Source organism: Thomasclavelia ramosa DSM 1402 (genome assembly GCF_014131695.1).
Classification (GTDB): domain Bacteria; phylum Bacillota_I; class Bacilli_A; order Erysipelotrichales; family Coprobacillaceae; genus Thomasclavelia; species Thomasclavelia ramosa.
This window is the reverse complement of sequence record NZ_CP036346.1, coordinates 3,220,271-3,235,185: the sequence shown is the minus strand read 5'-3', so window position 1 is coordinate 3,235,185 and position 14,915 is coordinate 3,220,271. Positions and strand designations below refer to the sequence as shown.

At 28.1% G+C, this 14,915-nt stretch carries 14 protein-coding genes; 9 read left to right on the top strand and 5 right to left on the bottom strand.

The annotated features are described in order from the left end of the window. Positions 1-2 precede the first annotated feature (2 nt). The 3 genes from EYR00_RS15435 (at position 3) to EYR00_RS15425 (ending at position 2,832) form a co-directional block, all read left to right on the top strand. Positions 3-482, top strand: coding sequence for a PTS sugar transporter subunit IIA (locus EYR00_RS15435; protein WP_003535551.1), 480 nt, complete (start codon positions 3-5; stop codon positions 480-482). A 354-nt stretch (positions 483-836) separates the two neighbouring features. Further along, on the top strand, positions 837-1,535 hold the full coding sequence (locus EYR00_RS15430) for a LytR/AlgR family response regulator transcription factor (RefSeq protein ID WP_003535552.1): 699 nt from the start codon (positions 837-839) through the stop codon (positions 1,533-1,535). Then, positions 1,528-2,832, top strand: coding sequence for a sensor histidine kinase (locus EYR00_RS15425; protein WP_003535553.1), 1,305 nt, complete (start codon positions 1,528-1,530; stop codon positions 2,830-2,832). Before EYR00_RS15430 ends, EYR00_RS15425 begins: the two co-directional genes overlap by 8 nt. 308 nt (positions 2,833-3,140) lie before the next feature. Here the strand turns inward: EYR00_RS15425 and EYR00_RS15420 are convergent, their stop codons facing one another. Together EYR00_RS15420 and EYR00_RS15415 are read right to left on the bottom strand one after the other, a co-directional pair. Then, positions 3,141-5,057, bottom strand: a complete 1,917-nt coding sequence (locus EYR00_RS15420; protein ID WP_040434125.1) for a GGDEF domain-containing protein — start codon at positions 5,055-5,057, stop codon at positions 3,141-3,143. A gap of 82 nt (positions 5,058-5,139) precedes the next feature. Then, entirely contained in the window at positions 5,140-6,132 is a 993-nt protein-coding gene (locus EYR00_RS15415) for a Gfo/Idh/MocA family protein (RefSeq protein WP_009300415.1), read from the bottom strand. A 99-nt stretch (positions 6,133-6,231) separates the two neighbouring features. Here EYR00_RS15415 and mnmE point away from each other — a divergent pair, with 99 nt between their 5' ends. The 5 genes from mnmE to EYR00_RS15390 all read left to right on the top strand — a co-directional run bounded on the left by mnmE (position 6,232) and on the right by EYR00_RS15390 (position 10,190). Beyond that, positions 6,232-7,566: a tRNA uridine-5-carboxymethylaminomethyl(34) synthesis GTPase MnmE gene (mnmE, locus tag EYR00_RS15410; protein ID WP_003535561.1), complete on the top strand. Its 1,335-nt coding sequence runs from the start codon at positions 6,232-6,234 to the stop codon at positions 7,564-7,566. Position 7,567: 1 nt separating this feature from the next. Then, the gene (locus EYR00_RS15405; protein WP_003535562.1) at positions 7,568-7,795 is read left to right on the top strand and encodes a hypothetical protein; all 228 of its coding nucleotides are present in this window, start codon (positions 7,568-7,570) and stop codon (positions 7,793-7,795) included. A gap of 8 nt (positions 7,796-7,803) precedes the next feature. After that, positions 7,804-8,676: a mechanosensitive ion channel family protein gene (locus tag EYR00_RS15400; protein WP_003535563.1), complete on the top strand. Its 873-nt coding sequence runs from the start codon at positions 7,804-7,806 to the stop codon at positions 8,674-8,676. Next, positions 8,639-9,280: an NUDIX hydrolase N-terminal domain-containing protein gene (locus tag EYR00_RS15395; RefSeq protein ID WP_003535564.1), complete on the top strand. Its 642-nt coding sequence runs from the start codon at positions 8,639-8,641 to the stop codon at positions 9,278-9,280. The genes EYR00_RS15400 and EYR00_RS15395 overlap by 38 nt, the downstream gene beginning before the upstream one ends. Before the next feature lie 97 nt (positions 9,281-9,377). Then, positions 9,378-10,190: a MurR/RpiR family transcriptional regulator gene (locus EYR00_RS15390; protein WP_008792558.1), complete on the top strand. Its 813-nt coding sequence runs from the start codon at positions 9,378-9,380 to the stop codon at positions 10,188-10,190. A gap of 11 nt (positions 10,191-10,201) precedes the next feature. On the opposite strand, the gene EYR00_RS15385 is transcribed toward EYR00_RS15390, so the two are convergent. Together EYR00_RS15385 and EYR00_RS15380 are read right to left on the bottom strand one after the other, a co-directional pair. Then, a complete protein-coding gene (locus EYR00_RS15385; protein ID WP_003535566.1) occupies positions 10,202-10,513 on the bottom strand; it encodes a PTS sugar transporter subunit IIB in 312 nt (103 codons plus the stop codon). A gap of 26 nt (positions 10,514-10,539) precedes the next feature. Next, entirely contained in the window at positions 10,540-11,934 is a 1,395-nt protein-coding gene (locus tag EYR00_RS15380) for an ROK family protein (protein ID WP_003535567.1), read from the bottom strand. 223 nt (positions 11,935-12,157) lie between these two features. Here EYR00_RS15380 and EYR00_RS15375 point away from each other — a divergent pair, with 223 nt between their 5' ends. After that, a complete protein-coding gene (locus EYR00_RS15375; protein WP_003535568.1) occupies positions 12,158-13,465 on the top strand; it encodes an MATE family efflux transporter in 1,308 nt (435 codons plus the stop codon). On the opposite strand, the gene EYR00_RS15370 is transcribed toward EYR00_RS15375, so the two are convergent. Continuing rightward, the gene (locus EYR00_RS15370; protein WP_003535569.1) at positions 13,452-14,798 is read right to left on the bottom strand and encodes a hemolysin family protein; all 1,347 of its coding nucleotides are present in this window, start codon (positions 14,796-14,798) and stop codon (positions 13,452-13,454) included. The genes EYR00_RS15375 and EYR00_RS15370 overlap by 14 nt on opposite strands. Positions 14,799-14,915 lie beyond the last annotated feature (117 nt).

Genomic DNA, 14,915 nt, shown 5'->3' with positions numbered 1-14,915 from the left:
AAATGGGATTATTTAAAAAAAAAGATAAATATTTAAAAGCCTTCACCAGTGGTAAGATCATTCCAATTACAGAAGTACCAGATGAAGTATTTGCACAAAAAATGATGGGCGATGGAATTGCAATCTACCCTGATAATAATATAATTGTTGCACCATGTGATGGTAAAATCACAGCTATTATGGAAAATACAGAACATGCAGTTGGAATCACATTAGCAAACGGTGTAGAATTATTAATTCATGTTGGTCTAGATACTGTTAATCTAACAGAAAAGATTTTTTCAGTAAAAGTAGCTAAAGAAAGCTATGTACATACAGGTGAAGAATTAATTACTTTTGATAAAGTAAGACTAAAAGAATTAGGGTATCAAGATATTACAATGTTAGTAATTTTAGATACGGGTAATACTAAGAAACTAGAAATACTATCAGAAACGGAGGCAATTATAAATCAAACAAATATCATTAAATATATAGATTAAATATTTTATTGAAAACAATAAAAAATAATAATAAATATAGATAATATCCAAGGGTAATGATATACTATGTACTAGCGAATCCTGTTGGATTTTATTGAAAATAAAATGAAACAACTGAAATGAAAAAATAATATTTGAAGAGGGAGATCATGCTAACTGCATTAATTTATAGCATAGCTCTCTTTTTTATGTTATCAAGATATAAAATTAGGTTGTGATAAAAAAAGTTAGACCAATCTTTAGATAAATTTAATTTTGTAGATAAAATCAGTGTATATTGAAGTTGATAAGTAAAGAAAGATATACAAGTTTGCAGGATTTTGTTATAGTTAGCCAGTGATAGGAGTAGTTTAAATGGAGATAAATATTGCAATTTGTGATGATGACAAAAATTACATAAACGAAATAATTCAGTATTTAAATAATTGTAGTTGGAAAAGAAATAATAGTTTTGTATATCATACTTTTTATTGTGGAGAGGCATTATTAGAAAGTAAGCAATATTTTGATTTTATAATTTTAGATATTGAAATGGATAAAGTTTCAGGTATAGAGGTAAAAGAAATATTTTATAATCGAAATAATCAATCAAGAATTATTTTTCTAACCAACTATGAGGAATATATGAGTGATTCATTTGGGAAGAATGTCTATGGATATATCAGTAAAGATGTTCTTCATAAGATGGATATCCCGCTTAATAAAATATTTAAAGAACTTTTAGAACATCGCTTAATTAAAATAAGCGAAGATATAATTGATTTATATGAAGTATATTATGTAAAAGCCGATGGACCATATATTAATATTCATACAAATGGCAGTTATGAAGTTTATCGCATGACACTTAAAGATTTTGCTAATAAAATACATAATTCAAATTTTATTAGAATTCATAAATCTTATTTAATAAATATGAGGTATATTAACGAAATAAATAATAAGTTTTTAATTTTGGATAATGATGAAAGATTACCGATATCAAAGAGTAACCGTAAAACAGTATTAATTACTTATAGAAAATATTTATTGGAGAATATAATTTATGACTAGCTGGATAATTTTATTAATTAAACAGTATATTGATATAGCTAAATATTTATTAATTGGTGATGCTATATTTGATTTAAATAATGATAAGAAAAAGAGAACTAAAGAAAATATCATATTATCTAGTATAATTTTAGTAATATATATAATATTTTATAGTAAAATAGAGGATATATGGATAGATTTAAATGCACTGATATGTTTAATCTATCTAATTATTATTTATAGAGATAAATTATTTAAAACATTTAAAGTAGTTATAATTACTATTTTAATTACAACAGTATTAGAACAATTTATGAATTTATTTTTCAAATATAACCTTTATGAACCACCAAATATGCAGTTTGTTATATCAAATATTTTAAGATTATTAATTGTGATATGCGGAGTTAAACCAATAAAAATGGCTAAATTAATTTATATTAAGAAATATAATTTATCTGAAATGCCGTGGTATATATTCATGAATGTTATTTTTTGTTTTAGTGCAACTTTATTTCCGCAATTTATAGTTGTAATGTATCACGATATTGTTAGCTCAAGGGTATCAATGTCAATTATAATTGTTGCACACTTGAATATAGTTATTTCATTTATATCAATTATTTTGTTTATTAAGAATAAGAAAGAAAAAGAACAATATTATTTAGATAGTATAATGAAAGATAAAACATTGAAATTACAAGAAGATTATTATAAAAAAATTATTGATAATTATTCTAATATTCGTAAGTTTAAACATGATATTAAAGGACATTTGGCAGTTGTAAATGAATTAATAAATTCTAAAAATTATGATGAAGCAAATATTTATATAGGAAATATGTCGGAAGCAATAACTGGTAAAGATATTTATAACACTAATAATATCTATATCTCTAGTATTTTAAATTCATTTGATCAAACATTTAAAGATAGTCATATTCAATTTGATTTATCTTATTATGTAATTGGTAATATACAGATGGATAGTATGGATGTATGTTCACTATTTTATAATTTAGTATTAAATTCTATTGAAGCAAATTATAAATTAAGTAATAATCGTTTTATTAAGCTATACGTTGCAAATATAAAAAGAAATTTATTAATTAAAATTATTAATCCTGTTGATAAATACTTTGATATAAATATAATCAAAGAAAATAAAACCACAAAAGAAGATAAAGAAAATCATGGCCTTGGATTGATTACTATTAATAATATTATTTTGAAATATAATGGAAGTATTGATTATAGTGTGACTAATCAAAGTTTAGTTATTGATATAACATTATTAAATGTATTAAAAATTTAAAAAATTGTTTAATACATCTAATAAAATACAAAATAATTCATTAAAATACAAGAAACAACAAAAGAAAGATTTTATCGTTATTATTTCCTCGTAAAGGAGGATTTAGCGGTGCAATTATATAGTTTCTTTGAATGGATAATAGAATGGCTATACGGGAAAAAATAATTAAATAATATTTATTTTTCCTAAAGATAACGTCTCTTGTGGGGAGGGAAGTTTATCAAATATTGTCAGGGCACTTTGACAGACACATAATATAATAAAAACTACGGGTTATATTTCCGTAGTTTTTTCTTATTTACTATCAACTATTTTCCTTTATATTCAATAAAATGACCTTTATAGTGGTTTTTTGCTTCATACAGAGCTTTATCAGATTTCTTCATTAATTCTTCGATAGTATTATTTGGACCACTGCTACATACAAAGCCTCCAGATACTTTTATTGATTGATATGAATGATCAGGAAGTTCAATTAATTCTTCTTTAAAATAAGACCATAATTTATTTAATTGATTTATTATAGTATTTTTATCTTGATAATTATAAATAAAGAGACAAAATTCATCACCAGATCGTCGTGCGATTAAACAATTTGATTTAGAAAGCTTATTTAATGCGTAGGTCAAACGTTTCAAATAATGATCACCAAAATCATGACCATAAGTATCATTTATATGTTTAAATGAATCTAAATCAACCATTACAGCTGCATATAAATGATTATAATTATTGTTATTAATGACTAAAGTTACTTCTCTTTTGAATGATGGGTATAGTAATAGTCCAGTTAAATGATCATGATCTTTTTCGTACTGAATTTGTTTTTTCTTTAAAATATCAGAAGAAACATCATTAACAGTTCCATAGAAACCATTTTCATCTTTCACAAGTCGGATTTTTATAAAAGTATCTTTTTCAAGACAATAAACATCACTCTCACTTTCAATTGGATTGCTAATAATTATTTGTAGTTTTTTTAATAGTTGTTTTGGATCAAGATACATTTGATTTGCTTCTTCATCACTTAAATGGAGCAGTTCTTTCAATCTTGCAGTGGCAAAAAGTTGTTTCGTATCATTTTGATATTCAAATGCTGCTAGTGGGATATCGATAATGGAGATAATTTTTGATATTCGATCAGCGGAGTTGACAACACTATTAACCATACTGTTGATTCCAGAGCTTAAATCTATCAATTCTTGATTATCATCAGCTTTTACGACAGTATTTAAATCGCCATTTTTTATTCTATTTAAATCATTGAGGACACTATGAATTCCTTTTAATACTTTTTTGTTTAATATAACATTGATTGACACAACGATAACGATTTCGATTGCAATTAAATAAGCACCAATTAATAATAAATCACTTGAACGATTTTTATATAAAATATCTTTTGGAACAGTTGCTCCAATTAAAATATTATCATATTCTCTAGTTACAAAAAAATTTTCAGTTTTGTTTCCAATATCTTTAAAAGTACCAGATTGACAATCTTTTAAATTATCATAAGTATAGTAACTTGCTTCTTTGTCGTCTAAATCATTAGTGCTGGCAATCAATTCGTTGGTTGTTTTATTGATTGCAAAAAGCTGCTCACCTTCATTTGTGGGAAATCTAGAAAATATATAGGAATATGTATTCCTTTGTTGTGCTTCTAAAAGTCGTGTTGGTTCAAGACCGACTTGTACTAATCCTTTTTTGTCTTTACGAGCCACTCCAACATATTTCATAATTTTACCTTCAGCAGTATTAGGCTGAGCATCTTGAATAACATATTCATCAGGGTCATCGCTTTCTAAAATTGGTAAAAAACCACGCATTTGTTCACCATTATGAAAATCCAAACCAACATATTTAGGAACTGATGAGTAAGCAATTAAACCCTCACTATCACTTACATGTAATTCATCTACATCAAGTAGTGTAGCTAAATTTTGAAGTTCAGTGACACTTTCAATGATATTAGGATTTTTTTCAATAACATAAGCAAATGCTTTTGCTCTAGTTAAATAATCTTCATCAAGACTAGATTTCAAAGATACTAATTCGGTACGATTATTTTCAATTGTTTGAATTACTTGATTAATTTTTAAATTAAATGTTTCTAAAGTTCGGGCTTGTAAAGAATCAGTTGATAAGAAAAAATTTATTAAAAGAACAGAGGCTAATGAAATAGACATGATTATGATAATGTATTTCCTAAATATCTTCTGCATTTAGCCACCCTCTTCCAATTTGTAATGTATATATATTATTATAGCATTGTTACTATGTCTTGATAATAAAAAAGGATACAGATTATTTTGTATCCCGTTCGCAACCAAAAATAATATTTGCACTTTGGCGTGCTTTAGTTAAAACATCCATGACGATTCGTGAATGTTCAAGCATTTTATTACATGTAGTAAAGTCATTATTATCAATACATTCCGCAAAAACTTTAAATTCGCTATACATTCGATGATAGTTACCAGTTGGTAGAATCTCACTATCTCGGCCATTTCTTAAAATTTGCACATCAGTTAGAACACTGGTAGGACCATCAATTTTTACACAACCTTGGTCACCTTGAATTGTAGAAATGATTGGAGCACCACAATCTTTAGCACCAATACAGATTGCTTTAAATGTTGGATATTCCAAGATAGCAACTCCTGAAGTATCAATTCCTTTTTCAATATTAGCAAAATATTCTACTTTATTAGGGGCACCAAATAAACCAACAACAAAATGAATATTATATACATTTAAGTCCATTAAAGCCCCACCAGATTTATTGACATCAAATGCTGGTAATATTTCACCACGTTTAAAAGCGTTATAACGTGAAGAATATTGGGAATAATTAGATGAAATAATACTGATTTTCCCAATCTCAGATATTTTTTCTTTTATTTCTTTAAAAGTTGGAAGATACTGGTTTGTAATTGCTTCAAATAAAAGACAATTTTGTTGTTTAGCTAAAGCAATTAATTCATCTAATTCATTGACATTTGAAGTAAATGGTTTTTCACAAATAACATGTTTATTATGCAATAAGGCTTTTTTTGTATATTCGTAATGGAGATGATTTGGTAAAGCTACATAAATAGTATCTATTTCATCATCATTTAACAATTCATCATAATCATAGTATGCTTTTTTTATATGATGTTTATTTATAAGTGTTTCAATTTTTTCTTGAGATTCTTTTCTCCCTAATATTGCCGTTAGTTCTATTTCATCAATAATATCAATGAATGTTAATAAATCGTAGACGATCATTCCGCTACCGATAATTCCAAGTTTCATGTTGAATTCCTCCCTGCTTACCACCATTATAGCATTGATTAGGTATATTAATTAATAATAATTTATGATAAAATACAAAAGATAAAGGAAGGTGATATTTTGAACGAAGATATTATTGTTGCAATTGCAACAAGTCGCTTAGAAGCTGCAATTTCAATGATTAGAGTAAGTGGTCCAGATTGTATTGCCTTTGTTCAAAAATTCTTTACAGGCAAAATAATAGAAAAACCTAGTCATACGATCAATTATGGATATATCATTGACGATGGAAAAAGAATTGATGAAGTGTTAGTTAATATTTATCGAGGTACAAGAACATTTACAGGTGAAGAAATGGTGGAAATAAATTGTCATGGTGGTGTTTATATTACTTCACGAGTATTAGAAGTGTGTATCAAAAATGGTGCTAGAATGGCTGAGCGTGGTGAGTTTAGTAAAAGAGCATTTCTTAATGGTCGAATTGATTTATCACAGGCTGAGGCAATTAGTGATATTATTACTGCTAAAAATAGTTATGCAACAGATTTAGCGTTAAAAGGAATTAGTGGTAGTATTAGCGGTTTTATTGAAGATTTGAAAGAAGATTTAATTCAAATAATCACTCAGATCGAAGTTAATATTGATTATCCTGAATATGATGATGTTGAGGAATTGACTGCTTCTTCGTTATTACCACGAAGTGCCAATCTATTGACTAAAATGAATAAGATTCTTGATGATTCTAAAAATATTAAATTAGTTAAAGAGGGAATTAAAACAGTTATTATTGGACGTCCTAATGTTGGTAAGAGTAGTTTATTGAATGCTCTGCTTCGAGAGGATAAAGCAATTGTAACAAATATTGCAGGAACAACCCGGGATATTGTTGAAGGAAGTATTAGCATTGATGGAGTAGTTCTCAATATGATTGATACTGCAGGAATCCGAGAAACTGATGATATCATTGAAAGTATGGGGGTTGAAAAGTCTAAAGAACTGATTCACCAAGCGGACCTTGTTTTATTGGTAATTGATGGTTCGCAGTCATTAAGTAGTGAAGATATGCAGTTATTAGAACTAACAGAAGATGCTACTAGAATTATCGTGCTTAATAAAGCCGATCAAGGAACAAAAGTAGATTTAGATGGTATTGTTATTAGTGCTAAAGATAATCAAATTAGCACTTTGACAGAAGAAATCAAAAAAATGTTTGAGTTAGGTAAGATTATTGATAATAATGATCATATTCTGACAAATGCACGTCAAACAATGTTATTACAACGTGCTAGTCAGGCTTTAAAGCAAGCTGTTGAAGCTATGGAAATGATGATACCAACGGATTTGATTGTTACTGATTTATATGAATGTTGGAATAATTTAAAAGAAATATTAGGAGAGAAAGCGAAAGAAGATTTATTAGATGAATTATTTAAACGCTTTTGTATAGGTAAATAAAATGGACAAAAATAGAATTTTATCGGCTAGATTTCTAGGCTTTTCAAAGTATTTAGGGATTGTGGCAGCTATATCGTTTGTAGTATTTCTAATAATTAATGCTTTTAATACAGGTAATGATATATTATTTTGGATTAGCTATGTTTTATTGATGTTATCAATAATTGGAGCTATTCAATGTATCTGTCTATATTTTATTGGTAAATATTATGGTTCAAAATCTAAGTAGGTGGTTAAATGGATAAAACTTATGAACGAATAAATAGTTTATTTGAACATGGATTAATTGATAGCGGAATAAGTATTTTGATATCAGTTGTTATAGTTTTGGTTATTAATAAAATAATCAATAAAATTATAAAAAAGAAGATAAATGATCCGTTGAAATTAGTTTTTCCAATGCGTATTAAAAAAATCGTTTTAGTAACAATTGTTTTAGCAATTATTATGAGTGAAATTACGGCGATGCAGTCAATCATTAAGGCTCTGCTGGCCAGTGGAGGAATCTTAGCAGTTGTAGTTGGGTTAGCATCACAAGAAGCTGCAAGTAATATGATCAATGGTTTTATGATCATGACTTATAAGCCTTATAAAATTGGTGATTTTGTCAATGTTAGAGAATATAATGTTATTGGAACTGTAATTGATATTTCAATGCGCCACAGTGTCATTGAAACATTAGAAAGAACACAGGTAATTATACCTAATACGATAATGAATAAAGCAATTATTGAAAATGTATCTAATGTTAAGACTCAAAAAGCCAACTATTTATATCTTGAGGTTTCTTACGAAAGTGATATTCAAAAAGCAATTGAAATTATTCAAGAAGAAGGAAGTAAACATTCATTATGTTTAGATGGCAGAACTAAAGCACAAAAGAAAAAACATGAACCAATGGTTAAAGTTCATTGTGTCGAATTTAATGATAGTGGAATTCAATTACGAGCAACATTATTCTCTAAGGATAGTGGTGCTGGTTTTCAATTATTATCAGATTTGCGTTTGATTATTAAGAAACGTTTTGATGAAAACGGGATTGATATTCCATATCCGCATCGAGTTGTAATTAATGAAACTAGAGAAAAAAATGATGAACAAACAAAATAGGTGGTTAGATTTAGCTCAAGAGTTACAATTTTTAGCTCAAGGTGGATTAGCATATACAAAAGATAAATTTGATCAAGAAAGATTTGAGCGAATTCGTCAAATATCTGCAGAAATGGTCGCTTTACAAAGTGATTTACCGATTGCAACAGTTACTTCATTATTTTGTAATGAAACAGGGTTTCAAACACCAAAATTAGATTCTCGTGGTGCTGTTTTTAAAGGTGATAAGATTTTGCTGGTGCAGGAATCTGATGGACGCTGGTCAATTCCCGGTGGTTGGGTAGATGCTTTAGCAAGTGTTAAGGAAAATACAATTAGGGAATTACAAGAAGAAGCCGGGATTGAGGCTCAGATAGTTAAAGTAATTGCAATTCTAGATCGTAATATTCATAATACGCCTCGCTATGCGTATGGAATTACTAAGATTTTCATAGAATGTTCTTATCTTGGTGGTGCATTTAAACCAAATATCGAAACACTTGATAGTGGTTATTTTAGCCTAGATGAACTTCCTGAATTGGCTGAGGAGAAAGTAACTTTAGAACAGATAAAAATGTGCTTCAAAGCACATTTTGATGATAATTGGCAATGTTTATGCGATTAATAGACAATTACTGGGTTGATTTATTCAACCCTTTTATTTTATTGATTATTTGATAAAATATAGATACGATCAAATAGTTAAAGGAGGTCTACGAAATATGATTATAGAACACTTATTAGATGATAATAACCTTACCAATACTGAAAAAAGTATTGCTCAATTTCTTTTAAACAAAGATCAAAAAATTAATAATCTTACAAGCAGTGAGTTGGGAAAACAGAGTTATACTTCACAAGCGGCAGTAACCCGTCTTTATAAGAAATTAGGGTTCAATAATTTTCGTGAATTTTTATCTACATTGATCTTAGAAAGAAATGATTATCTTAAATATAATGATCTCCCAACTGAGCATCCTGAACAGTATTTTACATCTTTAGAAGATACTGAAAAAGTAATTGCCTCTTTATATGAAAAAGCGATGATTCAGACAAATCGATTACTAGATAAAAATGTTGTTAATCGTGTTTGTAATCGGATATTGAGTGCTTCGTTTATCGATATTTATGGAATTGGTCTTTCAGATACGATTGCTAAAGAAATGTGTTTTAAATTACAATCATTAGGGCTTCCTTGTTCATATCAAAATGGTATTAATATTAAATATATTGATAATATGCAGCAGCATCAAAGTAACGTCTCGATCCTTATCACTACGACCGGCGATAATAACTTAATTAAAGAAATTGCTAAAATCTTAAAAAATAGGAATGTATATACGGTCGGGATATTAGGTAAAAAGGGTAAGGATCTAATTCAGCTGTGCCACGATTATCTATTATTTGATACTAGTTTATTTGAAGATATTGATAGCTTATGTGCTACTTTTAGTGCTGAATACGTAATCAATATTTTATATGCAACATTGCTCTATCGTCTTGAATTATCTAATTATATGCACTATTTAAAATAGCTGTCAGTTGATTATTTTTCTAATGCGTTTAAAGCTTGATTAAGAACCTTTTCACCATCCATCATACCGTAAATACGCATATCAATAAGCTCAACTGGAACAGTATTGTTTACTTCTTTTTTAATATTATTAAGTAAATATCTGATTTGTGGACCAACAAGAATTACATCAGCAGGTTCTTGGGCAAATTCATTTGGTAATTCTTTTTCACTTGTTGACCAGATTTTGCAATCAATTTCTTTTGTTTTAGCAACTTCTCGCATCCGGTTTACTAATAAACTTGTAGACATTCCTGCACAACATACTAATAAAATCTTTTTCATAATTTTCTCCTTAATTTTTATTTAATTTAGGTACAAATAATTGTTTGACCTAGGAAAATATATTCTTGAATATCGTCAATTTTAATTAACCGAGGAATATATTCTTGTGGTAATACTGTTTTTAACTCATTTTCTAAATCTTCAATATTAGGTAAAAGACTACAAAAGATAACGATTGCCTCAGGCCCAATTACACTAATAATCGATAAAGAAATATATTTAACAATTTTAATAATATCTTCTGGTGTTTTATATACATTAGCACCTTTCTCTAATAGATTTACGGGGAGGTATTTCATTTCACCTGCCACGTTATGCTTGCCATTGATTAATTTATTATCAATGATGATACCAGCACCAGCTTTAGTACTCATTGGCTGAAAAAGTAACACAATTGATGAGTATTGATTTTGAGTAGCATGATAGCCAATTGCTGCGGTATTAACATCGTTTGTAATAATAAATTTTTGTGAATATTTGCTTGTAAACAATTTTTTATAATTCATATCATCAAAACCATTAATACTGGCAGTTGTAGCAAATCCATTATTAACAATTCCTGGTGTTGAAAAACCAATAACCTCAATACCTGGATAATTTAATAAAACAGTATCGATAACATCATAGATGTCTTGAATTGTAATTCGTTGTTTAATTGTTTCATTGTTTACAATAATATCACTTTGACTTTGATAAAGTCGATATGCAATATGAATCCGATTACGATTTCTAAAAAGAGAAATACATAGAATTTTACGATGAAAGGTGATGGTTTTATTTCTAATCGAAAGCAATTGAACTTGACCATTTTTGTTACGTTTTTTAATTAGTTCTTGGTCAACTAGATTAAGAATTTCTTTTACATCATATTTAGCAAATACTTGTGCAGGAATATTAAGTAAATATTTATCTTTAAAAATCTTTTTAACTTTTGCATACATAAAAGAAACTTGAGGTGCTAGTAGGATTACATCATATTGTTCACCTTTTTTGAATAATTCGTTGTAGCCAGTTGCTGCAATTTCATAATCAAGAGCAAATAACTGAATTGCTTCATCAATCTTATAAGCAAAATAAGTTGTTGTAAGACCACCACTGCAGCATAATAAGATTTTTATTTTTGGTTTCTTGATCAATGTTTTTAAACATTCAACCATTTCATAAAATAGATTAATTGCATGATTTATGTTATTCATTTGAAAGTGTAAAAAGAAACAAGATTCTTGATCTATTTTACTAATAACATTTAATTCAATAATATTGAATTTATAAAAAATAACATTAGCTACACCATACTTTGTCTCCAAGATAATTTTATTTTGATCTTTTGATGAAAGCATAATTTGACAATTATCGATCTGTTGAAATAAAATCCACTTTTTATATATCGATGTATATACATCTTTTAGGAAATCTTCCATTTTCACCTCCCCTTTCAGTAATAACTGATAACTAATTAAATAATAATCAAAATTATTGGCTAATAAAATGAAGATTAGTGTTTTAGGCTAGTTTATTTAAAAGTTACAACTTGATAAATAAAAAAGTGATTAATCTAGTCGCTTTAGTTGAAATATTTTTAAAATTTGATTGACTATAAGGTAATCTTATAGTTTAAGATGGAGAAAGACTGGAGGAATGAGGATGAAAAATTATATTTTTAAAGATTTCTTAAAATATACATCGTTAAATGTTTTAGGAATGATTGGTTTATCATGCTATATTCTGGCAGATACTTTTTTTATTGCAAATGGTGTTGGTGAAATTGGATTATCAGCTCTAAATTTAGCTTTACCAATGTACTGTTTAATAAATGGCTTAGGACTAATGATTGGAATCGGTGGGGGAACACGGTATTCTTTGTTAAAGGTAAATAGTAATAGAACCTCACAAAATATAATTTTCAGTAATGCTCTTTATTTTATGCTTATTCTAGCCATTATTTTTGTTGTTTTGGGACTAAGTGCGTCGACATCATTAGCAAATCTTTTAGGGGCTAATCAAGATACAACTATCTATACTGCAACTTATTTAAAAACAATTATGTTTTTTGCACCAATGTTTATGTTGAATAATTTATTGATTGGCTTTGTTCGTAATGATGATAATCCGAGATTAGCAATGATGGGAATGTTAATTGGTAGTTTAACTAATGTTGTTTTGGATTATATATTTATTTTCCCTTTTGGTTTAGGAATGTTTGGGGCTGCTTTAGCAACAGGGGTAGCACCGGTTATTTCAATTTCAATTATGTCTCCATATGTAATCAAGAAAGCTAATTTTAAATTTCTTAAAACAAAATTATGTCTTAACCATTGTAAAGATATTTTTTTATTAGGATTATCAGCTTTAATAGGAGAATTAGCTACTGGAATAGTAATGTTGTTATTTAATTTTACTTTGTTGAAGTATAGCGGGAATATAGGTGTTGCAGCCTACGGAATTATTGCTAATATCGCTTTTGTTATTGTATCGATGTTTACAGGGGTTGCTCAGGGAATTCAACCAATTATTAGTAAAAATCTTAGTTTTAAAGAATATCGAAATGTAAATTTAGCTTATCATTATGGTCTTTGGACAGTTATTATATTTGCAGTTATTGTTTATCTTAGCAGTTATTTTGCTGCTGCTCAGATCGTAGCTTTGTTTAATTCAAGTAGCAATCCGGAATTGCTGGATTTGGCAGTTAGAGGAATTCATATTTATTTTGGGGGCTTTATTTTTGCAGGAGTAAATATGATTAGTGCCACTTTCTTTAGTGCAAGCGATAAACCACGTCAAGCTTTTATAATTTCATCATTACGAGGTTTTATTTTAATTGCACCAGTAATATTTATTTTATCAACTATTTTTAAAGTAGATGGAGTTTGGCTAACTTATGTGGTAACAGAATTGATTACTTCTATAATTACTATTATTTTAAAAAGAAAATCCGATTTTAGTCTTCACTAGAATCGGATTCTTTTTCTTCTGATTTTTTAATTGTTAATTTGATTTTTGTTACACGATTACCTTTTACACCAGTAATTTTAAATGTAAGATTTTCATAAGTTACACTACGTTCTTGATTATCATCAGGAATTTCTCCTAATAAATGAAGAACAAAACCACTGATTGTATCATGATTAACATTATCTAATTTTAAATCTAATTCATCATCAAGATCGTCAATTAGATAATTTCCATCAACGATAAAATTATAGTCATCTATTTTTTGTAGTTTAGGTTCATCGTCATGATCATACTCATCTTCGATATCTCCCATGATTTCTTCGATTAGATCTTCAACTGTGACGATCCCTGAAAACCCACCATATTCATCTACAAGAATTGCAATATGTTGGCGATCTTCTTGTAGTTCTTTAAATAAATCATCAATATTTTTAGTCTCTAAGACAAAGTATGGTTTTCGTAATAGCTTACGAATATCAACATTGTCAAAACCAACTTGTCTAGCTTCAATAGCAAAATCCTTCATATTTAAAATCCCAATGATATTATCAATTGAATCATCATAAACAGGAATTCGAGTATACTGCATTGACATCATTTGATCAATGTTCTCACTTAATGGGTCATTAATATCAATACAATAAACATCAGTTCTTGGGGTCATGACGTTTAAAGCTAAACTATCATCAAATTCAAAAATATTGGTAATCATGTCAGTTTCAATTTCATTGAAAACTCCTGTCTCTTGTCCACTTTCAACCATTGAACGAATTTCTTCCCGTGACAAAGATTCTTCAACATTTTCATCATCCATTCCAAATAATCTTAAGACAAACTTAGTTGACCAAGATAAAATTTTAATAAATGGTCCAGCAATTTTACTGATGATCAAAATAGGCTTAGCACAGAACATTGAATACCATTCCGCTTTTTGTAAAGCGATTCTTTTTGGAACTAATTCCCCAAAGATTAAAGTAATAAAAGAAATTAAAATAGTAATCAAGACAACTGCGATTGTATCAGCGTAAGGAATTGACCAAACTTTTAAAAGATTAGCTAAACTAACAGAAATACCCGTAGCAGCACTAGCTGAGTTAAAGAAACCTGCTAAAGTAATCGCTACTTGGATCGTTGATAAGAAGTTAGTTGGCTGATCTAATAGTTTTTCTACTAACTTAGCTTTCTTATTTCCTTCCTCGCTTAAACGACGAATCTTGTTTTTGTTTACCGAAACAATTGCCATTTCGCTAGCCGCAAAATATGCATTGATTAAGGTAAGAACAACGATTAAAATTAATTGCAATGTGATTGAAGACTCGGGGCCTGCATCCATAAATTAAAACACTCCTTTTTTATGTAATTAAATTTTATGAGAATTATTCTATCAAATTCATGATTGAATGTAAATATTTATAGCCAATGAAGATTGTTAAGATTTGATTAAATGTCC